21 protein-coding genes and 1 riboswitch are annotated in these 22251 nt (G+C 67.2%); of the genes, 8 read left to right on the top strand and 13 right to left on the bottom strand.

All coding sequences use genetic code 11. The annotated features are described in order from the left end of the window. Window positions 1–139: 139 nt before the first annotated feature. From gcvP to BM397_RS20285, 4 genes are all read right to left on the bottom strand, one after another. A complete protein-coding gene (gcvP, locus tag BM397_RS20300; protein ID WP_092427616.1) occupies window positions 140–2989 on the bottom strand; it encodes an aminomethyl-transferring glycine dehydrogenase in 2850 nt (949 codons plus the stop codon). Window positions 2990–3114: 125 nt separating this feature from the next. Continuing rightward, window positions 3115–3474: a glycine cleavage system protein GcvH gene (gene gcvH, locus BM397_RS20295; protein ID WP_092427618.1), complete on the bottom strand. Its 360-nt coding sequence runs from the start codon at window positions 3472–3474 to the stop codon at window positions 3115–3117. 19 nt (window positions 3475–3493) lie between these two features. Then, complete coding sequence (gcvT, locus tag BM397_RS20290; RefSeq protein WP_092427620.1) at window positions 3494–4621, bottom strand: glycine cleavage system aminomethyltransferase GcvT; 1128 nt, start codon at window positions 4619–4621, stop codon at window positions 3494–3496. A 152-nt stretch (window positions 4622–4773) separates the two neighbouring features. Beyond that, a riboswitch (glycine riboswitch) is annotated at window positions 4774–4859 on the bottom strand. Window positions 4860–4869: 10 nt separating this feature from the next. Further along, the gene (locus tag BM397_RS20285; RefSeq protein ID WP_176806755.1) at window positions 4870–5358 is read right to left on the bottom strand and encodes an RrF2 family transcriptional regulator; all 489 of its coding nucleotides are present in this window, start codon (window positions 5356–5358) and stop codon (window positions 4870–4872) included. Window positions 5359–5456: 98 nt separating this feature from the next. Here BM397_RS20285 and BM397_RS20280 point away from each other — a divergent pair, with 98 nt between their 5' ends. Both BM397_RS20280 and BM397_RS20275 read left to right on the top strand, forming a co-directional pair. After that, window positions 5457–6023: a gamma-glutamylcyclotransferase family protein gene (locus BM397_RS20280; protein ID WP_092427622.1), complete on the top strand. Its 567-nt coding sequence runs from the start codon at window positions 5457–5459 to the stop codon at window positions 6021–6023. Beyond that, a complete protein-coding gene (locus BM397_RS20275) occupies window positions 6020–7249 on the top strand; it encodes a DUF2254 domain-containing protein (RefSeq protein WP_092427624.1) in 1230 nt (409 codons plus the stop codon). Before BM397_RS20280 ends, BM397_RS20275 begins: the two co-directional genes overlap by 4 nt. 101 nt (window positions 7250–7350) lie before the next feature. On the opposite strand, the gene gltX is transcribed toward BM397_RS20275, so the two are convergent. Continuing rightward, a complete protein-coding gene (gene gltX, locus BM397_RS20270) occupies window positions 7351–8685 on the bottom strand; it encodes a glutamate--tRNA ligase (RefSeq protein WP_092427626.1) in 1335 nt (444 codons plus the stop codon). A gap of 99 nt (window positions 8686–8784) precedes the next feature. Between gltX and BM397_RS20265 the strand changes: the two genes are divergently transcribed. Beyond that, the gene (locus BM397_RS20265) at window positions 8785–9738 is read left to right on the top strand and encodes a 1-phosphofructokinase family hexose kinase (protein ID WP_092427628.1); all 954 of its coding nucleotides are present in this window, start codon (window positions 8785–8787) and stop codon (window positions 9736–9738) included. Window positions 9739–9766: 28 nt separating this feature from the next. Here the strand turns inward: BM397_RS20265 and BM397_RS30085 are convergent, their stop codons facing one another. Beyond that, window positions 9767–10000: a DUF6976 family protein gene (locus BM397_RS30085; RefSeq protein ID WP_439895878.1), complete on the bottom strand. Its 234-nt coding sequence runs from the start codon at window positions 9998–10000 to the stop codon at window positions 9767–9769. A 195-nt stretch (window positions 10001–10195) separates the two neighbouring features. Between BM397_RS30085 and BM397_RS20260 the strand changes: the two genes are divergently transcribed. Continuing rightward, the gene (locus BM397_RS20260) at window positions 10196–11125 is read left to right on the top strand and encodes an MBL fold metallo-hydrolase (RefSeq protein WP_092427630.1); all 930 of its coding nucleotides are present in this window, start codon (window positions 10196–10198) and stop codon (window positions 11123–11125) included. 55 nt (window positions 11126–11180) lie between these two features. Here BM397_RS20260 and BM397_RS20255 read toward each other — a convergent pair whose 3' ends face one another. Further along, window positions 11181–11732 carry a 2OG-Fe(II) oxygenase gene (locus BM397_RS20255; RefSeq protein ID WP_092427632.1) on the bottom strand — a complete coding sequence of 184 codons (552 nt, stop codon included), beginning with the start codon at window positions 11730–11732 and terminating at the stop codon, window positions 11181–11183. Window positions 11733–11914: 182 nt separating this feature from the next. Between BM397_RS20255 and BM397_RS20250 the strand changes: the two genes are divergently transcribed. After that, entirely contained in the window at window positions 11915–12304 is a 390-nt protein-coding gene (locus BM397_RS20250; protein WP_092427634.1) for a metallopeptidase family protein, read from the top strand. 6 nt (window positions 12305–12310) lie between these two features. On the opposite strand, the gene BM397_RS20245 is transcribed toward BM397_RS20250, so the two are convergent. After that, complete coding sequence (locus tag BM397_RS20245) at window positions 12311–13354, bottom strand: glycosyltransferase family 4 protein (protein ID WP_092567413.1); 1044 nt, start codon at window positions 13352–13354, stop codon at window positions 12311–12313. Window positions 13355–13359: 5 nt separating this feature from the next. Beyond that, the gene (locus tag BM397_RS20240; RefSeq protein WP_092427636.1) at window positions 13360–15018 is read right to left on the bottom strand and encodes an NAD+ synthase; all 1659 of its coding nucleotides are present in this window, start codon (window positions 15016–15018) and stop codon (window positions 13360–13362) included. 191 nt (window positions 15019–15209) lie between these two features. Here BM397_RS20240 and BM397_RS20235 point away from each other — a divergent pair, with 191 nt between their 5' ends. Both BM397_RS20235 and BM397_RS20230 read left to right on the top strand, forming a co-directional pair. Next, complete coding sequence (locus BM397_RS20235; RefSeq protein ID WP_092427638.1) at window positions 15210–16730, top strand: MORN repeat-containing protein; 1521 nt, start codon at window positions 15210–15212, stop codon at window positions 16728–16730. 61 nt (window positions 16731–16791) lie between these two features. After that, window positions 16792–17007: a hypervirulence associated TUDOR domain-containing protein gene (locus BM397_RS20230; protein WP_092427640.1), complete on the top strand. Its 216-nt coding sequence runs from the start codon at window positions 16792–16794 to the stop codon at window positions 17005–17007. Window positions 17008–17171: 164 nt separating this feature from the next. On the opposite strand, the gene BM397_RS20225 is transcribed toward BM397_RS20230, so the two are convergent. Genes BM397_RS20225 through BM397_RS20210 form a run of 4 tightly spaced genes read right to left on the bottom strand, consistent with a single transcriptional unit; the run spans window position 17172 to window position 20958 of the window. After that, window positions 17172–18698, bottom strand: coding sequence for a cryptochrome/photolyase family protein (locus BM397_RS20225; RefSeq protein ID WP_176806757.1), 1527 nt, complete (start codon window positions 18696–18698; stop codon window positions 17172–17174). Beyond that, window positions 18695–19372, bottom strand: a complete 678-nt coding sequence (locus tag BM397_RS20220) for an SDR family NAD(P)-dependent oxidoreductase (protein WP_092427642.1) — start codon at window positions 19370–19372, stop codon at window positions 18695–18697. Before BM397_RS20220 ends, BM397_RS20225 begins: the two co-directional genes overlap by 4 nt. A 42-nt stretch (window positions 19373–19414) precedes the next feature. After that, window positions 19415–20227 carry a GNAT family N-acetyltransferase gene (locus tag BM397_RS20215; RefSeq protein ID WP_245696144.1) on the bottom strand — a complete coding sequence of 271 codons (813 nt, stop codon included), beginning with the start codon at window positions 20225–20227 and terminating at the stop codon, window positions 19415–19417. 11 nt (window positions 20228–20238) lie between these two features. Further along, on the bottom strand, window positions 20239–20958 hold the full coding sequence (locus BM397_RS20210; protein ID WP_092427644.1) for a GntR family transcriptional regulator: 720 nt from the start codon (window positions 20956–20958) through the stop codon (window positions 20239–20241). A 255-nt stretch (window positions 20959–21213) separates the two neighbouring features. Between BM397_RS20210 and BM397_RS20205 the strand changes: the two genes are divergently transcribed. Continuing rightward, entirely contained in the window at window positions 21214–22197 is a 984-nt protein-coding gene (locus BM397_RS20205; protein WP_092427646.1) for an ABC transporter ATP-binding protein, read from the top strand. The last annotated feature ends 54 nt before the right edge of the window (window positions 22198–22251 follow it).

Below are 22251 nucleotides of genomic sequence, written 5' to 3'. Positions count from 1 at the left end.
GGACTGATGTCCCGCCCTTTTGCGTTGAAAGCCTTCGGCTTGCTTCCGGCGGGGAGTTTTCATCTAGACGAAGGAGAACGTCTGTCCTTCGTCTAGACATAAATACTCCGGGGAGCGCGAGGGGCTGGCCTCTCGCTTGCTACTCCGCCGCCTCGGCGTAGTCGCTCATCGGCGGGCAGGTGCAGGTCAGGTTGCGGTCGCCCCAGACGTTGTCGACGCGGTTGACCGGCGGCCAGTACTTGTCGACCCGGAAGGCACCCGGGGGGAAGCAGCCCTGCTCGCGGGTGTAGGGCCGGTCCCAGTCGCGCACGAGGTCTTCCATCGTGTGCGGCGCGTGCTTCAGCGGATTGTTCTCGGCATCCGTCTCGCCCTCTTCGATCGCGCGGATCTCCTCGCGGATCGCCAGCATGGCGTCGCAGAAGCGGTCGAGCTCGGCCTTGGTCTCGGATTCCGTCGGTTCGATCATCAGCGTGCCCGCGACCGGGAAGCTCATGGTCGGCGCGTGGAAGCCGCAGTCGATCAGCCGCTTGGCCACGTCGTCAACGGTCACCCCGGCGCTGTCGCCGAAGGGCCGGATGTCGATGATGCACTCATGCGCGACGCGGCCCTCATGGCCGGTGTAGAGCACCTCATAAGCCCCGGTGAGGCGGGTCGCGATGTAGTTGGCGTTCAGGATCGCCACGCGGGTCGCCTGCGTGAGCCCGGCGCCGCCCATCATCTGGATGTAGCCCCAGGAGATCGGCAGCAGCGAGGGCGAGCCGTAGGGCGCGGCCGACACCGGCCCGGCGATGCCGTCCTCGAGCGGATGCGCGGGCAGGTGCGGCACCAGGTGCTCCTTGACGCCGATCGGGCCCATGCCGGGGCCGCCGCCGCCATGCGGGATGCAGAAGGTCTTGTGCAGGTTGAGGTGGCTGACGTCGCCGCCGAGATCGCCGGGGCGCGAGAGACCCACCATGGCGTTCATGTTGGCGCCGTCGATATAGACCTGGCCGCCGTGCTCATGGGTGATCGCGCAGACGTCGCGTACCGTCTCCTCGAAGACGCCGTGGGTCGACGGGTAGGTGATCATGCAGGCGGCCAGCGTGTCGCTGTACTGTTCGGCCTTGGCGCGGAAGTCCACGAGGTCGATCGAGCCCTTCTCGTCGCATTTCACCGGTACGACCTTCCAGCCGACCATCTGCGCCGAGGCGGGGTTGGTGCCATGCGCGTTGACCGGGATCAGGCAGACGTTGCGCTGGCCCTCGCCGCGCTCGCGCTGCCACGACGCGATGGTCAGCAGGCCCGCGTATTCGCCCTGCGCGCCGGAGTTCGGCTGCATGGTGAAGGCGTCATAGCCGGTGACCTGGCAGAGCTTGTCCGACAGGTCGTCGATCATCTGCTTGTAGCCGAGCGCCTGGTCCTCGGGGACGTAGGGGTGCAGCCCGGCGAACTCGGGCCAGCTCACCGGCATCATCTCGGCGGCGGCGTTGAGCTTCATGGTGCAGGAGCCGAGCGGGATCATTGCCCGGTCGAGCGCCAGGTCGCGGTCCGCGAGGCGGCGCATGTAGCGCATCATCTCGGTCTCGGCGCGATTCATGTGAAACACTTCGTGCGTCAGGTAGCTGCTGCTCCGCAGCGCGCTCTCGGGCAGACGGTAGCGCGGAGCGAAATCTTCGTCCTTGCGCAGCAGGCCGAAGGCACGCCAGACCGCCTCGATGGTGGCCGGGCGGGTGGTCTCGTCAAGGGTGATGCCGACGCGGGTCTCGCCGACCTTGCGCAGGTTGACGCCTTCCTTCACGGCGGCGCGCAGCACGCCCTGTTGCAGCAGGCCGACATCGACGGTGATCGTGTCGAAGAAGGTCTCGGGCTCGATCTTGAAGCCCGCCTCCTCCAGCCCGCGCGCCAGACGTTCGGTCTTGCGGTGGATGCGCTGCGCGATCGCCTTCAGCCCCTCGGGGCCGTGGAAGACCGCGTAGAAGCCCGCCATCACCGCCAGCAGCGCCTGCGCGGTGCAGACGTTCGAGGTCGCCTTCTCGCGGCGGATGTGCTGCTCGCGGGTCTGCAGCGCGAGCCTGTAGGCGCGGTTGCCGTGGCTGTCGATCGACACCCCGACGATGCGGCCCGGCATGTTGCGCTTGTAGGCGTCCTTGGTGGCCATATAGGCGGCGTGCGGGCCGCCGTAGCCGAGCGGCACGCCGAAGCGCTGGGTCGAGCCCACGGCGATGTCGGCGCCCATCGCGCCCGGCTCCTTCAGCAGGCAGAGCGCCATCGGGTCGGCGGCGACGATGCCGATCGCCTTGGCGGCGTGCAGCGCCTCCATCTCGGCGGTGAGGTCACGCACGTGGCCATGGGTGCCGGGGTACTGGAAGATCGCGCCGAAGACCTTGTCGGCCTCGAGGGCGTCGGGGCTGGCGACGATGATCTCGATGTTCAGCGGCGCGGCGCGGGTCTTCATCACCGCGATGTTCTGCGGGTGGCAGTTCTCGTCGACGAAGAAGGCGGTTGCCTTCGACTTCGCCACGCGCTGCGCCATGGTCATCGCCTCGGCGCAGGCGGTGGCCTCGTCGAGCAGCGAGGCGTTGGCGATCTCGAGACCGGTCAGGTCCGACACCATGGTCTGGTAGTTCAGCAGCGCCTCGAGACGGCCCTGCGAGATCTCGGGCTGGTAGGGCGTATAGGCCGTGTACCAGGCAGGATTCTCGAAAATATTGCGCTGGATCGCGGGCGGCGTCACCGTGCCGTGGTAGCCCTGGCCGATCAGCGAGGTCAGAACCTTGTTCTTCTTGGCGACCTCGCGCATGTGCCAGAGCATCTCGCGCTCGGACATGGGCTTGCCCAGCTCCAGCGCGGCCGCCTGGCGGATGCCGGCGGGCACGGTCTGCTTGATCAGCGCGTCGAGGTCCTTGACCCCCAGCACCTCGAACATATCCGCCATCTCCTTGGGCGAGGGCCCGATGTGGCGGCGGTTGGCAAAGTCATACGGCAGGTAGTCGGTGGGGGTGAAGGCCATGTGGTTCCGTCCCGAAACAGCAGGTTCAGCAGGAGAGAGGGGGCAAGGCGCGGCCCTGCCCCTTTCATCTTTCTTCAAATACTCACCGGCCCGGCAGCGCCGCAATGGCGGCGCCGGGCAGGGGATCAGCCGATGAAGTTCTTGTAGGCGGCTTCGTCCATGTAATCGTCGAGCGCCGAGAGGTCCTCGATCTTCATCTTGAAGAACCAGGCCTCGCCCTCGGGGTCGTCGTTGACCTTGGACGGCTCGTCGGCGAGCGGGCTGTTCACCTCGACGATCTCGCCGTCGAGCGGGGCGAGGATGTCGGAGGCGGCCTTGACCGACTCGATCACCACGACCTCATCATCCTTGCTGACCGTGGTGCCCTCTTCGGGCAGTTCCACGAACACCACGTCGCCCAGCTGTTCGGCTGCATGGGTGGTGATGCCGACGACGACGACGTCGCCCTCGACGCGGAGCCATTCGTGCTCTTCGGTAAATTTCATCGTGCTGTCCCTGTCTGTCTCAGCGTTTGTAGGTCTGGGTCACGAAGGGCATCTCGGCCACTTCGACGGCGAGGCGCTTGCCGCGCACCTCGCCGAATAGCTTGGTGCCCGGCGCGGCGTGGTCAATATCGACGAAGCCCATGGCGACCGGCGTGCCGGTGGTCGGGCCGAAACCGCCCGAGGTGACACGGCCGATCGGCGCGCCGCCCTCGGCCTTGGCGAAGATCTCCACGCCTTCGCGCATCGGCGCCCGGCCTTCGGGGCGCAGGCCGACGCGCGCTCGGGACGCGCCAGTGTCGAACTCGGCGAGGATCTTCTCGGCACCGGGGAAGCCGCCCTCGCGCGCCCCGCCATTGCGGCGGATCTTCTGGATCGCCCAGGTCAGCGCCGCCTCGACCGGCGTGGTGGTGGTGTCGATGTCGTGGCCGTAGAGGCAGAGCCCGGCCTCGAGCCGCAGCGAGTCGCGGGCGCCAAGGCCGATGGGTTCCACATCGTCATGCGCCAGCAGCGCGCGGGCCAGATCGACCGCCTGCTCTTCGGGCACCGAGATCTCGAAGCCGTCCTCACCGGTGTAGCCCGAGCGCGAGACCCAGCACTCTGCACCGGCAAGCTCGACCGTGGCCACATCCATGAAGCGCATCTCGCGCACCGCGGGGTTGAGCCCGGCCAGAACGTCCTCGGCCGCCGGCCCCTGCAGCGCCAGAAGCGCGCGGTCGCCGAGCAGCCGGGGCGTCACGCCCTTCGGCTCCAGCCCGGCGCGCATCAGCGCCATGTCCTCGGTCTTGCAGGCGGCGTTGACCACGACAAACAGGTGATCGCCGCGGTTGGCAATCATCAGGTCGTCCTCGATGCCACCGGCGTCATTGGTGAAAAAGCCGTAGCGCTGGCGGTTCTCGGCCAGCCCGGCGATGTTCACCGGCACCAGCGATTCAAGCGCCAGCGCGATGCTCTCCACGCTCTCGCCGGACAGGATGACCTGCCCCATGTGGCTGACGTCGAAGAGCCCGGCCTTCTCGCGGGTGTGGAGGTGTTCCTTGAGCACCCCGAGCTTGTATTGCACCGGCATCTCGTAGCCGGCGAAGGGCACCATCTTGGCGCCCAGCTCGATGTGCAGATCATGTAGTGGCGTGCGTTTCAGCTCGTCCATGCGCTCCCCGATCCTCTCGGCCCGGAATGGCGCAGAGCCCCCGGACATTTCCTACGCGGATCCCCTCCGCGCCCGAAATGCCCCCTCTGTCCTTTCGCCTGAGATCGTTATCCCTTCGGCGGGCGCTTACCGCGCCTCTCTCCAGAGTTTTTCGTGCCGCGAAGGTCCTGTGGCCTGAGAGTTTCCGGGGCGGTTGCTCCTTCGGCACCGGCAAGGCCGGTTCTCCCATCGCGATGGGGGTGAAACTATTATACTTGCGCGACCGCCGCAAGATCGCTCGGGCGGCGAGGGATGGAACAGGCCTTGCCCGGGACCAGGATGTCGATCAGCGGGGCATTGTCGCAAACCAGCGCATCGAGGGTGATCGGGTCGAGCGAGGCATAGAAGGCGTTGGCGGCCTCGGTCAGGGCGAGTCGCAGTCGACAGGCCTCGGTGAGCGGGCAGGTGTTGTCGGCATCGGCGAAGCATTCGGCCAGCGGCACCGGGGATTCGAGCGTCCGGAAGACCTCGCCGATCTGGATCTGGTCGGCCGGGCGCGCCAGTTCCAGCCCGCCGTTGCGACCGCGATGGGTGCTGAGGAAACCCAGCTGCGCCAATTGGTTGATGACCTGCGCCAGATGGTTTTCCGAGGCGTTGCAGCATTTGGCGATTTCGGCTTTGGTCACCAGACGACCGGTGTTTGCCGCGCAATGCATTAGGACGCGGATCGCGATATTCGTTCTCTTGGTCACGCGCACGGGAAATGTCCTCGCTTTGAATGATTGCCGGGTTAAATACAGGGTTCGGTCAAAGGCTGGTTTGACACATATCAATCGGGTGAAAGAAAAAGCGCGAAATGAGCACATCTTATTTCTTCGGTTATGGGTCTCTCGTCAACCGCCGGACGCATGGGTTCGCGCCGGCGCATCGGGCCTCGGCCTCGGGCTGGCGCCGGGTCTGGGCGCAGGTGCCCGGGCGGCCGGTGTCGCTGCTGACGGTGGTGCGAGATGCCTCCTGCGAGATCGACGGGCTGATCGCCCCGGTGGACGCCGACGGCTGGGCGGCGCTCGACCTGCGCGAGGCCTGCTACGATCGCACCGATGCGCTGCGCGACGTGCGCCATCCCGCCGAGACGGTGGATGAACTGGCGATCTACGTGGTGCCCGAGGCCGATCGCCTGTCGCCGGACGCGGAACACCCGGTGCTGCTGAGCTATCTCGACGTGGTGCTGCAGGGCTATCTCGGCGAGTTCGGCAAGGAGGGAGCGGAGCGCTTCATCGCCACCACCGCAAATTGGGATGCGCCGATCCTGAACGACCGCGCTGCGCCGCAATATCCCCGCGACCAGAGCCTGACCGACGCCGAACGCGCCTTTGTCGACGCCGCCCTCTCCGACCTGGGTGCAAGGATCCTCGCGGGATGACGCCGCGCTGGCTCCTGCTGCTCTACCGCATCTCGAAGCGGCTCGGGGTGCGGGTGCTGATGGGGGCGATCATGGCGCTGCTCGCCGTGGCGCTGGCTCCGCTGTTCCAGCCGCTGATCCCCGACTGGATGAAGGACCGCTTCGGCGCGGACGCGGTCACGCCGATCCTGTCGATCCTCGCCACGACCATGCTGACGGTCACCACCTTTTCGCTCTCGGTCATGGTGCAGGCCTTTCAGTCGGCAGCGAGCCAGGCGACGCCGCGCGCCTACCGGCTGCACCTCGAGGACAGCACCGCTCAGACCGCGCTGGCGGCCTTTACCGGCACCTTTCTTTTCTCGCTGACGGCCCTCGTTCTGTTCAACGCCGGTCTCTATTCCGAGGAATCGGCGGTGGTGATCTTCTTCCTGACCATCGCCAGCATCGTCGCGGTGATCGCGGCCATGCTGCGCTGGATCGGGCATCTGAGCGTCATGGGCAGCATGGACCACACGCTGGAGCGGGTCGTGGAAAGCGCGCTGCCGCCACTGGAGCGGGCGATGGCCAAACCCTCGCTCGGCGCGGCACGGCCCGAACATGCGCTGCCGTCGGACGCGATCGAGGTGCCGGCGACCACCGCGGGCTATGTGCAATACATCAACCTCGAGGCGCTGGAGGAAAAGCTGGCAGCCTCCGAGGCGGTGTTTCGCGTGATCGCCCATCCCGGCGCGCATCTCGTGCCGGGGATGCCGCTGGGGCTGGTCGCTGGAGGCCACGTGCCCCCCGAAGACATCGCCGAATGCTTCACCCTCGGTGCGGCGCGCACCATGGAGCAGGACGCCCGCTACGGGGTCATGGTGATGAACGAGGTCGCCATCCGTGCTCTTTCACCGGCGGTCAACGATCCGGGCACGGCGATCGACGTGGTGCAGCGGCTGGAGCGGATGCTGATGGGGCTCGGCTGTCCCGAAGAGGCGCCACCAGACTTCCCGCATGTGCAGATGGCGCCGCTCAATCCGGCGCATCTGCTGGAGGACGGCTTCTATCCGCTGATCCGCGACGGCGCGGCGCGTCCGGAGGTGATCTCTTGCGTGCTCTCGGCGATGAAGGTGCTGAGGCGGGCGGAGTGGCCCGCGCTGGCCGAGGCGGCGGAGGTCACGCGGGACTACACCTTTGCCCACGCCGAGGCGGCGCTGGAGGTCGAGGCCGACCGGCGCTGGCTGGAGGCGAAACGGGAGGAGGGCTGACCCGCTCTTGAGCGTGCAACGGGAGCGGGCTTGCGCGATGAAGCAAGAATGAAAAAGGCGGGCCTGAATGGCCCGCCTTTCGCAATCCGATGGAGCGGCGCTTACTTCGCCAGTTCTTTCGCCGGGATCTTCTCCAGCAACGGCAGCACGTCGGCCATCTCCGGCCCGCGCTCGAGCCCGGTGAGCGCCTTGCGCAGCGGCATGAAGAGCCCCTTGCCCTTGCGGCCCGTGGCCTCCTTCACGGCCTTGGTCCACTCGCCCCAGGTCTCCTGCGTATAGGGAGCCTCGGGCAGCAGCGCCATCGCCTCGGCGATGAACTCGCGGTCCTCGTCGGCGATCAGCGGCTCGGCACCGTCACGGAACAGGTGCCACCAGCCGGCGATCTCCTTGCGGGTCACGATGTTCTCGCGCGCCACGTTCCAGAAGGCTTCCTGCTTGCCCTCGGGCACGCCGATGGCGGTCAGTTCCTCGGCCACGGCGGCCAGCGGCAGCTGGTGCAGCTTGCGCGCGGTCAGCGGGTAGAGGTCCTGCTCGTCGAACTTCGTCGGGGCCGAGCCGAACTGGCTCAGCTCGAAGCCGTCGGCGATCTCGTCCAGCGACAGGCGCAGTTCCACCGGCTGGCTGGAGCCCAGTCGGGCCATCAGCGACAGCAGCGCCTCGGGCTCGACACCCGCCTCGCGCAGGTCGCGGATCGACAGCACGCCGAGGCGCTTCGACAGCGACTCGCCCTGCGGTCCGGTGAGCAGCGAGTGGTGCGCAAAGCCCGGCGCGGTGCCGCCGAGTGCCTCGATGATCTGGATCTGCGTCGCGGTGTTGGTCACGTGGTCCGAGCCGCGCACGATGTTCGTCACGCCCATGTCCATGTCGTCGACCACCGAGGCCAGCGTGTAGAGGATCTGCCCGTCGCCGCGGATCAGCACCGGGTCCGAGACCGAGGCGGCGTCGATCGAGATCGGGCCGAGGATGCCGTCGGTCCAGTCGATGCGCTGCTGGTCGAGCTTGAAGCGCCAGACGCCATTGCCGCGCTCTGCGCGCAGGGCGTCCTTCTCGGCCTCGGAAAGCTCCAGCGCGGCGCGGTCGTAGACCGGCGGCTTGCCCATGTTGAGCAGCTTCTTGCGCTTGAGGTCGAGCTCGGTCGGCGTCTCGAAGGCCTCGTAGAAGCGGCCCATGGCGCGCAGTTCATCGGCGGCGGCATGGTAGCGGTCGAGCCGCGCGCTCTGTCGCTCCGTCTTGTCCCAGTGCAGACCGAGCCATTCGAGGTCGCGCTTGATGCCGTCGACGTATTCTTCCTTGCTGCGCTCGGCATCGGTGTCATCGATGCGCAGGATGAAGGTGCCGCCGGCCTTGCGCGCGATCAGGTAGTTGAACAGCGCGGTGCGGAGGTTGCCCACATGGATGTGACCGGTGGGCGACGGTGCGAAACGGGTGGTGGTCATGCTAGCCTCCTGCATACGCGGGTGGCAATTTCACAAGCGCGGCGGTTTGTCCAGTTCGCGGCCCTTGGCGAGGTGCCGAACCCGTGTATTCTCCGCCTTATGAGAGACATTCTGACCGTCACGCTCAACCCCGCGCTCGATCTGTCGACCACCGCCGACCGCGTGGTCGCCGGTCCGAAGCTGCGTTGCGACACGCCCGGCGTCGATCCGGGTGGCGGCGGCATCAACGTCGCGCGCGTGGCAGCTGAGCTTGGCGGCCCGGCGCGCGCCTTCCTTGCGCTGGGTGGGCCGACGGGCATGCGGCTCGAGGCGGCGCTGGCCGAGCTGGGCCTGCCGATGGTGCGGATGCGCGCGCCCGGAGAGACCCGCGAGAGCCTTGCGGTGCATGACCGGCACAGTGGCGAGCAATACCGCTTCGTCATGCCCGGCCCAGCGTGGAGCGAGGGCGATGTCATGGATGCGCTCACCTCCATCGCCAGCACCGTGCACGCGGGTGGTATCGTGGTGCTGAGCGGCAGCCAGCCGCCGGGGGTTCCCGACGATTTCCCGGTGGAACTGGCCAAGGCGCTGCAAGGCAGGGGCGCGGAGCTGATCGTCGACACCTCGGGGCCGGTGCTCGAGCTGCTGGCACGGGGCACCGATCCCGCGCCGGCGGTGCTGCGCATGGACAGTCTCGAGGCCGAGGAGCTTGCTGGCCGACCGCTGATGACCCGCCTCGACTCGGCCCGCTTCGCCGCGGAACTGGTGGCGCGCGGGGCGGCGGAGCGGGTGATCCTCGCACGCGGGGCCGATGGCTCGGTCATGGCGGGGCCGGACGGGCTCTGGCAGGTCAGCGCGGCGAAGGTCTCGGTGCTCTCGGCTGTGGGGGCGGGCGACAGCTTCGTCGGCGCCTATGCCTTCGGGATCTCTGCGGGGTTGAGCGCGCCCGAGTCGCTGGCACTCGGTGCGGCGGCCGCCAGTGCCACGGTGACCACGCCCGGCACCACGCTCTGCACCCGGGCCATGGTGCAGCGGCTGCTCGGCGAATGCGGGGCGAGCGAGATCCGGACATGACCGCGCAGACGATTGTCTGACGCGCGGGTCATCGCCTCGATCGCCTGCGCTCCCTGACCCCCGACCTGAGAGAAATGGCCGGGGCGGAGAGAGGCGGTCCGGCGACCGCGGCGTGTTTCAGACGATGCAGCTGCAGCCGCACCATGGTCTGGTTCAATAGGATATAGGCGATCTCGCCAAAAGTGACAGGGTCGGTGAAGTCGCCGGTGCGCTTCGTCTCCAGCGGGTCGTAGGGAAAGTTGAGGATGCAGTTGCACGACAGCTCCAGCGCCGCGTCGCCCTGCGCGCGTTAAGCAAAGACGCTGGCGTATTCGCGGGGGCTGCGGACGGGGCTGCGGCCACTCCTCTTAACGATGTGCAAATACGCGGATGTGACTGTGCGAGGGGCCGCCTGAACTGGCCGGATGGAACGGCGGGGCTATGCTTTCGCACACCACATCAGGAGAGGAAGACGACAATGGAAAAGGACAAGATCACGCGCCGCACGGCGCTGACCTGCGCCGCGGCGCTTCCGATTGCCGCCGGTCTCGGCGGGGTTGCCCCGGCCCGGGCGCAGGAAGCGCTGGGGCCGCAGGTGCCCCGTGTCTACCGCGTGCCGCTGGGTGACTTCGAGGTCACCGCGATGATGGCCGGCACCCGCACCGTGCCGGACCCGCATGGCACCTTCGGGATCAACGCCAGCGACGAAGACTTTGCCGAGGTCTCCGAGGCGGCCAATATCCCCACCGACAAGGCGCAGTTCTTCTTCACCCCGACGCTGGTGAATACCGGCAGCGCGCTCATCCTGTTCGACACCGGGCTCGACCCGGCGGGCATCGTGGCCGCGGTCGAGGCGGCGGGCTACGCGGCAGAGGACGTGAGCCACGTGGTGATCACCCACATGCACGGCGACCATATCGGCGGGCTCTCGGACGGCGGCACGCCGACCTTTGCCAATGCAGAGCTGCTGACCGGGCAGGAGGAATGGGATCACTGGTCCGCCGCGGGCAACGAAACCTTCGAGGGCAAGGTGCGGCCGCTGGAGGAGAGCTTCAGCTTCCTCACCAACGGCGGGCAGGTGGCGCCGGGGATCAGCGCAGTTCTGGCACCGGGGCACACGCCGGGCCACATGTGCTTCATGCTCGAGAGCGGCGGGCAGAAGCTGATGCTGACCGCCGATCTTGCCAATCACTACGTCTGGTCCGTGGGCAAGCCCGACTGGGAAGTGCGCTTCGATATGGACAAACAGCTCGCCGCCTCGTCGCGCCGCAAGATCCTCGGCACGCTGGCCGAGGAGAAGATCCCCTTCATCGGTTACCACATGCCCTTCCCGGCACTGGGCTATGTCGAGGCGGATGGCGACGGCTTCCGCTACATGCCGCACAGCTATCAGCTTCTGATGAGCTGACCGTGATGGCCTTGGCCTGCGCGATCTTGGCGCGCAGGTCTCGACGGAAGAGATTTCAGCGGAAGGCGGGCCCGTGCGCCCAGATGGTCAGCGAGTGGCGCTCGCCATCGGTGACCGGGGTCACCCGATGCAGCATGTACGACGGAAAGAGCGTGGCGGTGCCGCGCTCTTTTCTTGCAGTGACGATATGGTTCGACGGCATGAGCTCCAGCGCGCCGCCCTCGTAGGCGTCCTCGTCGGAAAGCTGTACGACCATGGTCAGCTTGCGGCGCGAGGCGAGACGGCCCTCGCCGATGTCCGAATGCCAGTCGAAATGCCCCTCGCGCTCGGCTCCGTAGCGGGCCACCTGGGCGCTCTCGTCGAAGGCGTCGAGCGCGAAGTCGTAGGCGCTGCGGTTGGCGTCGCGCACCAGCTCGATGATCCGGTCCATGACCCAGCCTGTATCTTCCACGTCATCCAGCCACACCAGATCGGCACGGCGCAGGTTGTGCGCGCGCTGCTGGCCCACGAGACGCGCGTCCGAGGCCTCGGCATTGCGCGCGATCTCGATGAGCCGCGTGCAGTCGGTCTCGGAAAAGGCCTGGGGGATGCTGTGGACGGTGATCATGCGACTCTCCTGGAAGCGGAGCGCGCAGCTAAGGGCGGGGCGGGGGAAAATCTGCGCCGTTTGCGACATGAAGTTCGAAAAACGACCTGTCTTTGCGGCAATGTCGGAGGCGGCATTGGTCCGTTCCGCAAGGCGCGTGCTTACCCCTTTTGCAGCGCTGCCGGACGGGCCATATCTCCTGCATGACAGCTCCAGATCTCGCCGCCTTCGAGACCATGGCCCGCGCCGCGGTCGACGCCCTTCCCGCGCCCTTCCATGCGGCCGCCGCCGAGGTGGTGCTGCGCGTCGAAGACTGGCCGCCGGATGAGATTCTCGACGAAATGGAGATCGACGACCCGCTCGATCTCACGGGTCTCTACGAGGGCATTCCGATGACCGAGAAGTCCTCGAGCTGGCCCTCGCCCTATCCCGATACCGTGTGGCTGTTCCGCGAGCCAATCCTGCAGGAATGGCGCGAGCGGGACGACGTGACGCTCGAAGAGCTGGTTACCCACGTCACGGTGCACGAATTCGCCCATCACTTCGGCTGGTCCGACGATGACATCGCCAGCATTGATCGCTGGTGGGAGTGAGGTGGTCTAGACGGTGACGCCGCTCTCCCGCAGCAGGGCGCGCATTCGTTCGACAAAGCGCTCGGCGCCCAGTTCGCCCTCTGCGGTCCGCTTCGCAGCGGCCCCGAGTCGCTGGCGCAGAGCGGGATCGTCGATGAGCGTGGTCAGCGCCTCTTCCACCGCGCCTGCCCGCGCCACGTCCACCTGCAGCCCGTTCTCGCGGTGCTGCACGTAGCCGGCCGAGCCGGCGTCGGTCGAGATCACCGGCACGCAGCCGTAGGCCATGGATTCCACCGGCGCGAAACCGAGCGGTTCGCGTACCGAGGGCAGGATGCAGATATCGGCCTGACGGTAGAGCTCGGACATCTGCTTGAAGGGTACGTTGGCGTGCAGATCGAGCCACGGCTCTGCGGCGACCACCGCTTCCAGCGCGGCGATCTGTGCGGCATTTTCCTTGGGATCGCCCGTGGTGCCTGCCAGCAAGAGCCGCACCTTGCCCGCCCGGCCCTGCGCCCGCAGCGCGTCGATCACCATGCCGTGGTTCTTGCGCGGGTTGTAGAGCTTGGCGACGCAGAGCACGGTCACCGGGCCTTCGCCCTGCCGCTCCGGAAGGTCGGGGGCGGCCACGACGGGCCAGGGGATGTAGCGTGCGCCCTTGTCGGGACGTACCGCAGTGTCGAGCCCAAGTACGGGCGTCACCCGGCGCATCGGCAAGCCCTGGAACCGGCGGGTGAGCCGGCGCTTCAGCGGCTCGCGCCAATGGTAGGGGTTGAGGTCGTAGAACCACGCCGGGACACCATTGCGCCGGGCCAGCCGGGCCACGGCGCGGCGGTGCTGCGCGACATTGCGCAGGATCACCAGGTCGGGTTTCAGAGCCTCCCAGGCGGCGCCCAGCTCGGCCGGATCGACGTCATTCGGAAAGAGCCGCGGCGCGACGACGCTGTGATCCTCGGTATTGCCCCGACCGCCGCCCCAGACCGCCACATCGATCTCGGCGTCGTTCAGTGCCCGCGTGGCTTCCCAGAGGTTCGTATGAAACCTCTGAACGACAAAGAGGACCCGGGGCCGCACCGCGCTCACCCTTCGTCGCGCCAGCGGTTGGCGATGGGATAGCGCCGGTCGAGCCAGAAGGCCTTTTGCGACAGCCGCGCCCCGGGGGCGGACTGGAAGCGCTTGTATTCGGAGATGTAGAGCAGGTGCTCGACCTTCTTGGCGTCGGCCCGGTCATAGCCCGCGGCGATGCAATCGGCGATCGAGCCGTCGCGGTCCACGAGAATTTCGAGGATGCCGTCCAGCACCGGGTAGTCGGGCAGGCTGTCGCTGTCCTTCTGGTCCTCGCGCAGCTCGGCCGAAGGCGGCTTGGTGATGATCCTCTCGGGGATCACCTCGCCACCGGGGCCCATCATCCAGGGGCGCTGGTTCTCGTTGCGCCAGCGGCAGATGGCGAAGACGCGGGTCTTGTAGAGATCCTTGATCGGATTGTAGCCGCCCGCCATGTCGCCGTAGATCGTGGCGTAGCCGACCGAGACCTCGGATTTGTTCCCGGTGGTCAGCAGCATCTCCCCGAACTTGTTCGACAGCGCCATCAGCAGCAGACCGCGCAGGCGCGACTGGATGTTTTCCTCGGTGAGGTCGGCGGGCCGCCCCTCGAAGAGCGGCGCCAGAGTGTTGGTGATCGCGGCGCGGCCCTCGGCGATCGGCACGAAGTCGTAGTGACAGCCGAGGTTGGTGGCGCAGGCCTTGGCGTCCTCGAGCGAATGCTCGGAGGTGTATTCCGACGGCAGCATCACGCAGCGCACGTTCTCGGCTCCCAGAGCATCGGTGGCGATGGTCGCCACCAGCGCCGAGTCGATGCCGCCCGACATGCCCAGCAGCACCTTGCCGAAGCCGGTCTTGCGGCAATAGTCGCGCAGGGCCAGCACCATGGCGTGGTAGTCCTGCTCCATCTCGCTGGGGTGCTGGACAAACTCGCCATCCTCGGCGCGCCAGCCGTCAGCGGTGCGCACGAGGTCCACATGCGCGATGTCCTCCTCGAAGACCGGCAGCTGCAGCGCCGCCTGTCCGCCGGGGTTCAGCACGAAGGAGCCACCGTCGAAGATCTGGTCGTCCTGCCCGCCCACCATGTTGAGGTAGATCAGTGGCAGGCCGGTCTCGACGACCCGCGCCACCATCTTGTTGAGCCGGGTCTCGTGCTTGTTGCGACGGTAGGGTGAGCCGTTGGGCACCAGCAGGAACTCGGCGCCGGTCTCGGCGTGGGTCTCGGCCACGTCCTCGTACCAGGCGTCCTCGCAGATCGGCGAGCCGATGCGCACGTTGCCCACCGCATAGGGGCCGCCGATTGCGCCGCTGTCGAAGACCCGCACCTCGTCGAAGACGCCGTAGTTGGGCAGGTGATGCTTGAAGACATGGGTGACGATCCGCCCGTCGCGGCAGATCAGGTAGGCGTTGTAGAGCTCGGTGCCCTCGATCCACGGGCAGCCGATCGCCAGCGCCGGACCATCGGCACAGTCCTCCGCCAGCTTCCGCGCCACCTCCATGCAGTCCAGCGTGAAGGCGTGCTTCATCGGCAGGTCCTGCGCGTTGTAGCCGGCGATGAACATCTCGGGCAGGGCGACAAGCTGGGCACCGGCCTCGCGGCCCTTCTCCCAGGCGTCCTTCGCCTTGGCGGCATTGCCGGCAAGATCGCCCACGGTCGGGTTGAGCTGCGCGATGGTCAGGCGGAAACTGTCGGCCATGAGCCACATCCTTTTGGTCACATCCGCGTGCCCACATAGCAGAACCACGCCGGAGGGGAAGAAGCTGGCGGCAAAAGAGATTGTCAGCCAAGGGGGTGTTGTTTAGTTTCGCGACGGCAGCAGGGCCGATTTCAGGCCTATTCTCGGGGCAAAACAACAGGCATCCGGCAAGCGGCCGGCAGGGAAGGCGCATGAAGCTCTCAGGCAGAACCATCCTCACAGCGGCGGCGGTTGCGGCGCTGACCTATCCCGCCTTGGCGCAGGTCGAGGGCGGCGAGGTCCAGACCAAGCAATACGATGACGGCGGGGTCTACGAGGGCACCTTCCAGAATGGTCTGCAGCACGGCACCGGCACCTACCGGCTGCCCAATGGCTACGAGTACACCGGCGATTGGGCCGAGGGCGAGATTCGCGGGACAGGCGTCGCGCGCTTTCCCAACGGCTCGGTCTACGAGGGCCAGTTCGCCAAGGGCAAGCCCGAGGGTGTGGGCCGCATCGTCTTTGCCGACGGCGGCACCTACGAAGGGTCGTGGCTCGACGGCAAGATCACCGGCAAAGGTGTGATGCAATACGCCAACGGCATGCGCTACGAGGGTGCCTTCCGCAACGCGCTGCACCACGGGCGCGGCGTGATGACAGGCCCCAACGGCTATCGCTACGAGGGTGACTGGGTGAACGGCGTCAAGCAGGGCAACGCCGAGATCGCCTATCCCGACGGGTCGGTCTTCGAGGGCCGCGTCGCCAACGGCCTGCGCGACGGCCAGGGCAAGCTCACCATGCCCGACGGGCTGGTCTACGAGGGCACCTGGCGCGAGGGGCAGATCGACGGTGTCGGCACGCTCACGCAGCCCAACGGCGACGTCTATGAGGGCGAGCTGGTCGACGGTCGCCGCGAGGGGCAGGGCAAGGTCACCTATGCCAATGGTGACATCTACGAGGGCCAGTTCGACAACGACCAGCGCCAGGGCACCGGCGCCTTCATCGGTGAGGACGGCTACCGCTACGACGGTGACTGGGTCTCCGGCCAGATCGAGGGGCAGGGCAAGGTCACCTATCCCGACGGTTCGGTCTACGAGGGGGCCTTCCTCGGTGACCTGGCCAATGGCACCGGCAAGATCACCTATCCCGACAGCTCCACCTACGAGGGCGACTGGGTCGACGGGGTGATCGAGGGCCGCGGCGTGGCCCGCTATGCCAACGGTCTCGTCTACGAGGGCGACTTCAAGAATGCCCGCAATGACGGCCAGGGCGTGATGACCTACCCCGACGGCTACCGCTACGAGGGCGACTGGCAGGACGGCCAGCGCCATGGCGAAGGCGTGGCCACCTATCCCGACGGCACGGTCTACACCGGTGCCTTCCGCGACGGCCAGCGCCATGGACAGGGCACGATCACCATGCCCGACGGCTTCCGCTATGAAGGCGACTGGGCGAACGGCGAGATCGAGGGCGAGGGCGTGGCCACCTATGCCAACGGCGACGTCTACGAGGGCCATTTCGCCGACGGCAAGCGCCAGGGCGAGGGCACCATGCGCTATGCCACCGGCGAGCAGAGCACCGGCGAATGGGTCAATGGCGTGCTGACCACCGATACCCCGGTGCAGGACAGCGAGCGGCCAGAGGATGCCGCAGCAGAAGGCGCGGAGGCACCCGCCGATGAGCAGTTGCCCGCCGAGCCCGGTTCGCCGGATGAGGCGCCCGCCACCGAATAAGCTCGGAACATCCCGTCCCTGCTCGTGTTTTCCCCCAGGTAAGCCAATTGGGAGAACGAGTATGAGCAAGTTTCAGATCGGTGAAATCGTCCAGTGGAACTGGGGCGCGGGCACCGCCCGCGGCAAGATCGCAGGACGGTTCGAGCGCCGGGTCACGCGCGAAATCAAGGGCGATGAAATCACCCGCAACGGCTCCGGTGGCACGCCCGCCTTCCTGATCGAACAGGACGACGGCGGCCGCGTCCTGAAGCTCGAGAGCGAGCTGGAAAAGACCTGACCCATCGCGCCCGCCAGTCTCCCCGCCCGCTTCTTCTCTTTCCAAATACGCAGATCCTGCCCTCTCCGCCCGCGCAGCGTCGCGAATTGATCCGGGAGATCAGTCACCTGCCTCAGACAGGATGACCTTAGGGGAAATCCTCGCGTGCTCGCCAAGCCGCATGCTCAGACCGTTTCGCCCCTAGACATGCGGGCAAGGAAATCTTCGGCCTCGGCCAGCACGGTCTTGCGCTTCGCCTCGTCCATCCGGTCCCAGGTTCGGTACATGTTGCCCATGCGCGGGTTGTTCTCGAACCGCTCGCGGTGGCGCATCAGGAAGTGCCAGTAGAGCAGATTGAACGGGCAGGCCCCATCGCCGGTCTTCTGCTTCACGTCATAGGCGCAGTGCTTGCAGTGGTCCGACATGCGGTCAATGTAGGCCCCCGAGGAGACATAGGGCTTGGAAGCGATCACCCCGCCGTCGGCGAACTGGCTCATGCCCACGGTGTTGGGCGCCTCGACCCATTCATAGGCATCGGCGTAGACCGACAGGTACCACTCGTGCACCTCGGCCGGGTCGACGCCGGCGATCAGGGCGAAGTTGCCGGTCACCATCAGCCGTTGGATGTGGTGGGCATAGGCCTCGGCCGCAGTTTGTTCGACCGCTTTCGACAGGCAGCGCATCTTGGTCTCCGCCCCCCAGTAGAGCGGCGGCAGCTTGCGCTGCTGGTTCAGCCGGTTGCGGCGCGGGTAGTCCGGACCTTCGAGGAAATAGATGCCGCGCACGTATTCGCGCCAGCCGATGATCTGGCGGATGAAGCCCTCGACCGAGTTCAGCGGCGCGTCGCCCTTGCGGTAGGCCTCGGCGGCGGCCTCGCAGACCTCCAGCGGCGAGAGCAGTCCGAGGTTGATGTAGGGCGAGAGCAGCGCGTGGTTGAGGAACCTGTGGCCGTCGAGCATGGCATCTTGGTACGCGCCGAAGTCGGGCAGCGCGTGACGGATGAAATGCGCCAGCGCCCGCCGCGCCTGCCCCCGGTCGGTGGCAAAGGTGAAGGGACGCAGGGTGCCGAAGTTCTTCGCGAAACGCGCCTCGACGAGATCGAGCACCTCCTCGACCGTCTCGTCCGCAGTGAAGTTCATAGGGCCGCCGTGGGAGATGCCGTCGGGCGGCGGCTTGCGGTTCTCCGAATCGTAGTTCCACTCGCCGCCCTCGGGCTTGCCGCCGTCCATCAGCAGCCCGGTCTTGCGGCGCATCTCGCGATAGAAATACTCCATCCGCAGCGCCTTGCGGCCCTTCGCCCAGTCCTGAAACTCGGCGTGGGAGGCGAGAAACCGGTCGTCCTCCAGCAAGGTGACGTCGAACGGCGTCTCCCGCAGCGCCTCGATCAGCCGCCATTCGCCGGGCTCGGTCGCCAGCACCTTGTCAAAGCCGGTCTCCTCGGCGCGGCGCAGCAGCTCGCCGGGGATCGAGCCGGCATTCTCGGTGTCGTCGAGCTGGCTGTAGCGCACCTGCCAGCCGTCCTCGCGCAGGCGCACCGCGAACTTGCGCATGGCGGCGAAGATCAGCGCGATCTTCTTGGGGTGATGCGGGGCGTAGTCGGTTTCGGCGGCGACCTCGGCCATGACCACCACGTCGCTCGCCCTGTCGGCCTTGCGCAGCGCGATCAGCTCTTCGGACAGCTGGTCGCCCAGCACCAGCACGAGGCGGCTCACCAGGGCACCTCCTTGCCCGCCCAGTCGAAGAAACGCCCCGTGTGCTCCGGCCCGAGCCCATCCAGCACTTTGAGCAGGTTTCGCGCGGCCTCTTCCGGCGGCACCGCGGGATGGCGGCCGAGGTAGTCGGCGGTGAAGGGCGTGGCCACGGTGCCGGGGTGCAGCGCGACGCAGACGAGCTGGCGATGGGTGCGCGCCATCTCCACCGAGGCGCTGCGGATCATCTGGTTCAGCGCCGCCTTGGAGGCGCGGTAGGAATACCAGCCTCCGAGCCGGTTGTCGCCGATCGAGCCGACCCGGGCCGAGAGCGCGGCGAAGATTGCGGGGCGGTCGCGGGGCAGCAGGCGGCGGGCGTGTTTCAGCACCAGCGCAGGGCCGAGCGCGTTGAGCGCCATCTGCTGCAGGAACTGCTCGGGATCCAGCGCCTTCAGGGTCTTTTCCGGCTCCGAGCCGGGCAGGGCCAGCGCGCCGGTGGCGACGAAGATCAGCTCGAAGCTGCCCTCCAATGCGCCAAGGTGCTTGGCCAGCGACGCCTCGTCGGTCACGTCGAGCCCGTGGTCGCGCCGCGACAGGCCGACGACCTCGGTGCCGCGGGCGGCCAGAGCATCCCGCAGCGCGCTGCCGATGCCGCCGCTCGATCCGATGAGAAGTGCGCGTGATCCGTCTGCCGTCATGTCTGCCGAGATAGCGGGGCTTGGCGGGGCGGCAAGCGCGGCTCAGCCCAGCTCCAGCGTCGCCACCGCATGCAGGCCCGGGCCGGGAAGTGGGGCAGGGCCGCGATACATGCGGGCGGTGTGGAACATTGGCTCCAGGCCCATGTCGAGGCAATGCTCGGCCAGCGCGGCGGAGCCGGACGGAAGGTCGATCATCACCTGCTCATCGCCGCTGTGCTGCGCAGCGGCCTCGAGCAAGGCCCGGGCGACGTCCAGATCGGGTGCGCAGAGCGGGCCGATTTTCCATCCATCTCGGCAGCGGCGCAGGGTAAGGAAGCCGTCCGCCGCGCCGTTGCTGCGGTGCACCAGCGTATATCGGGTCTGTTCCGGTTCCAGCCAGGCAGCGCAGAAGGCGGGCTTGGCATAGCCGCAGGAGCGGCGTTCCATCTCGATCAGCAGCGGGTGATCCGCCGCCGAGGCCGAGGTCACGCCCTTGCCATGGCCGGCGCGCAGCGCGCCCGCATAGCGCTTGGTCTGCCCGGCCAGCACGAAGCCCGACTTGCGGTAGTTCTCCTGCTGCGCCGGCACCCCGTCGAGTCCGACGGTGCGCTCGCCCGCGTGTTTCAGCGCGTGCAGCCAGAGCGCATGGGCGATGCCCTGTCCGCGATAGGCCGGGGCGCAGAGGTAAAGTCCGAGAAAGGCGAGGCTGTCGGTGTGGTTCACCACCGAGATGGCCGCCGCCATGTTGCCGCCCAGTTCGGCGCAGAAGAAGCCCTCGGGGTCGGTGTCGTAGAAAACGTCGAGGTCTTCCAATCCCGGGTTCCAGCCTTCCTCGGCTGCCCAGTCGAGCGCCCGGTCCAGGTCGGCCCGGGTCATGGTCCGCAGCATCATGGCCGCAGGGCGTCGCGCAGGGTCTGCGGCGGCGGCGGCGCCTCGCGCAGATCGAGCGACGACAGCAGGTCGAGCAAGTGGCCTTTCATCATCTCCTCCGCCGTGGCGCCGTCGCCCCGTTCCAGGGCGTTGAGCAGCGCCTCGTGCGCATGAGTTTCGCACATTGCCTTGGGTCTGCGCCAGTAAAGAGCGATGACCAGAGAAGATCTTGCGATCAGCTGGGTGATGAACTCGGCGATGGTGGACTGGTCGGCGATGTGCGCGATCTCGATGTGGAACTCGCCCGAGAGCCGCAGCGCGGTGCCGAAATCGCCGCGGTCGAGCGCCGCGTGCTCGGCCTTGTTGTGGGCGCGCAGCCGGGCGATTCCCTCCGGGGTAATGCGCTCGGCGGCCGAGCGGGCGGTGCGCGGCTCCAGCAGGGCGCGGGCCTCGAAGACCTCGCGCGCCTCGCGGATCGACGGCTCGGCGACGAAAGCCCCGCGGTTTGGCTCGATGGTCACAAGTTGGTCGTGCGCCAGCATCTGCAGCGCCGAGCGCACGATGGTGCGTCCCACGCCGAAGATCTCTCCGACCTCGTCTTCGTTCAGCTTCAGGCCCGGGGCAAGCCGGTGTTCGTGAACCGCCAGAGTGAGCGCATCGGCCACGGCGCGTGCCTTCGATCCCTTGCTCCGGTCCGTCTCTTTTGCCGATTTGTCCGCCGCTGAGCTCACGCGCATCTCCCTTTCCTGCAAGTGTCCCCGAGCCCGGCGCCGCGCACAAGGAAGGAAGGGATCGCATGAGATGATTTTCCAGATCGTGTACAATCTGAACTCAAAAAGCGCACACAAACTAGAAACATTGGTGAAAATTTGGGCGGATGTCAGAATCTGCGCTGCCCCCAGGTCCGCCGTGCTTCGTTTTTCGCGGGTGCCGGGGACAGGATCGGGAAGCAACCGCTGCGGCGGACCTGAGGCCAGACCACCGGGGGACACATGCGCCAAGGACTCGATCTCGAACTCGTCGGCCTGACAAAGCGTTACGGGGATACCGTGGCCGTCGACGCGATCAATCACCATTTCGGCTCGGGCGTCTATGCCTGCCTGCTTGGCCCCTCGGGTTGTGGCAAATCCTCGACACTGCGGATGATCGCGGGCCACGAGACGGTCAGCGATGGCTCGATCGTGCTGGGCGGCTCCGACATTTCCTACCTGCCGCCGGCCAAGCGCGGCACGGCGATGATGTTCCAGAGCTACGCGCTCTTCCCGCACCTGTCGGTGGCCGACAACGTCGCCTTTTCCCTCAAGATGAAGGGCGTCGATTCTGCGACGCGCCGCAAGAAGGCGATGGAGATGCTCTCCCTCGTCGACATGACGCAATACGAGGGGCGCCTGCCCTCGCAGCTCTCGGGTGGCCAGCAGCAACGCGTCGCGCTGGCCCGCGCGCTGATCACCGAGCCGCAGATCCTGCTGCTCGACGAGCCGCTCTCGGCGCTCGACCCGTTCCTGCGCATCCGCATGCGCTCCGAGCTGAAGCGTCTGCAGCGCGAGCTCGGCATCACCTTCGTGCACGTGACCCACGGCCAGGACGAGGCGCTGGCGCTGGCCGACGAGATCGTCGTGATGAACAACGCGGTGATCGAGCAGGCCGGCAGCGCGCGCGATGTGTTCAACGCGCCGAAGACCGAATTCGTCGCCCGCTTCATGGGCGGGCACAACGTGCTGGCGCTGCCGCAGGGCCGTTTTGCCATCCGCAACGACCTGACGCGCATCGCCACCGAATCCGGCGCCAAGCTGGATGGCAAGGTCACCTCGGTCGAGTTCCAGGGAACGCATGTGGCCGTGACGGTGGTCGCCGCCGGCGATCAGGACGTCACCGCCTGGGTGCCCGAGGAGCAATTCTTCTCCGATCCGAAATCCCCCGGCGACGGGGTGGGCCTGGTCTGGGACGACCAGGCGCTGCATCCGCTTTCGGCCTGAACGGGGCCGAAAGGGTCAAGGGCCGCAAAGGTCCGGTCAAGACAAGTCCAACAC

The sequence above is a fragment of the Alloyangia pacifica genome (genome assembly GCF_900116195.1).
In the GTDB taxonomy this organism is placed as follows: domain Bacteria; phylum Pseudomonadota; class Alphaproteobacteria; order Rhodobacterales; family Rhodobacteraceae; genus Salipiger; species Salipiger pacificus.
The sequence above is the reverse complement of the archived record's forward strand: the minus strand, read 5'-3'. Positions and strand labels throughout refer to the sequence as shown.

Bases quoted from the DNA above. Each gene is read 5' to 3' on its own strand.
- BM397_RS20250 (WP_092427634.1), top strand. From the start codon at position 11,915: ATGACAGCTCCAGATCTCGCCGCCTTCGAGACCATGGCCCGCGCCGCG.
- BM397_RS20205 (WP_092427646.1), top strand. From the start codon at position 21,214: ATGCGCCAAGGACTCGATCTCGAACTCGTCGGCCTGACAAAGCGTTAC.
- BM397_RS20280 (WP_092427622.1), top strand. From the start codon at position 5,457: ATGAGCACATCTTATTTCTTCGGTTATGGGTCTCTCGTCAACCGCCGG.
- gcvT (WP_092427620.1), bottom strand. From the start codon at position 4,621: ATGGACGAGCTGAAACGCACGCCACTACATGATCTGCACATCGAGCTG.
- BM397_RS20220 (WP_092427642.1), bottom strand. From the start codon at position 19,372: ATGACGGCAGACGGATCACGCGCACTTCTCATCGGATCGAGCGGCGGC.
- gcvP (WP_092427616.1), bottom strand. From the start codon at position 2,989: ATGGCCTTCACCCCCACCGACTACCTGCCGTATGACTTTGCCAACCGC.
- BM397_RS20240 (WP_092427636.1), bottom strand. From the start codon at position 15,018: ATGGCCGACAGTTTCCGCCTGACCATCGCGCAGCTCAACCCGACCGTG.
- gcvH (WP_092427618.1), bottom strand. From the start codon at position 3,474: ATGAAATTTACCGAAGAGCACGAATGGCTCCGCGTCGAGGGCGACGTC.
- BM397_RS20255 (WP_092427632.1), bottom strand. From the start codon at position 11,732: ATGATCACCGTCCACAGCATCCCCCAGGCCTTTTCCGAGACCGACTGC.
- BM397_RS20215 (WP_245696144.1), bottom strand. From the start codon at position 20,227: ATGACCCGGGCCGACCTGGACCGGGCGCTCGACTGGGCAGCCGAGGAA.
- BM397_RS20230 (WP_092427640.1), top strand. From the start codon at position 16,792: ATGAGCAAGTTTCAGATCGGTGAAATCGTCCAGTGGAACTGGGGCGCG.
- BM397_RS20210 (WP_092427644.1), bottom strand. From the start codon at position 20,958: ATGCGCGTGAGCTCAGCGGCGGACAAATCGGCAAAAGAGACGGACCGG.
- BM397_RS20275 (WP_092427624.1), top strand. From the start codon at position 6,020: ATGACGCCGCGCTGGCTCCTGCTGCTCTACCGCATCTCGAAGCGGCTC.
- BM397_RS20235 (WP_092427638.1), top strand. From the start codon at position 15,210: ATGAAGCTCTCAGGCAGAACCATCCTCACAGCGGCGGCGGTTGCGGCG.
- gltX (WP_092427626.1), bottom strand. From the start codon at position 8,685: ATGACCACCACCCGTTTCGCACCGTCGCCCACCGGTCACATCCATGTG.
- BM397_RS20265 (WP_092427628.1), top strand. From the start codon at position 8,785: ATGAGAGACATTCTGACCGTCACGCTCAACCCCGCGCTCGATCTGTCG.
- BM397_RS20260 (WP_092427630.1), top strand. From the start codon at position 10,196: ATGGAAAAGGACAAGATCACGCGCCGCACGGCGCTGACCTGCGCCGCG.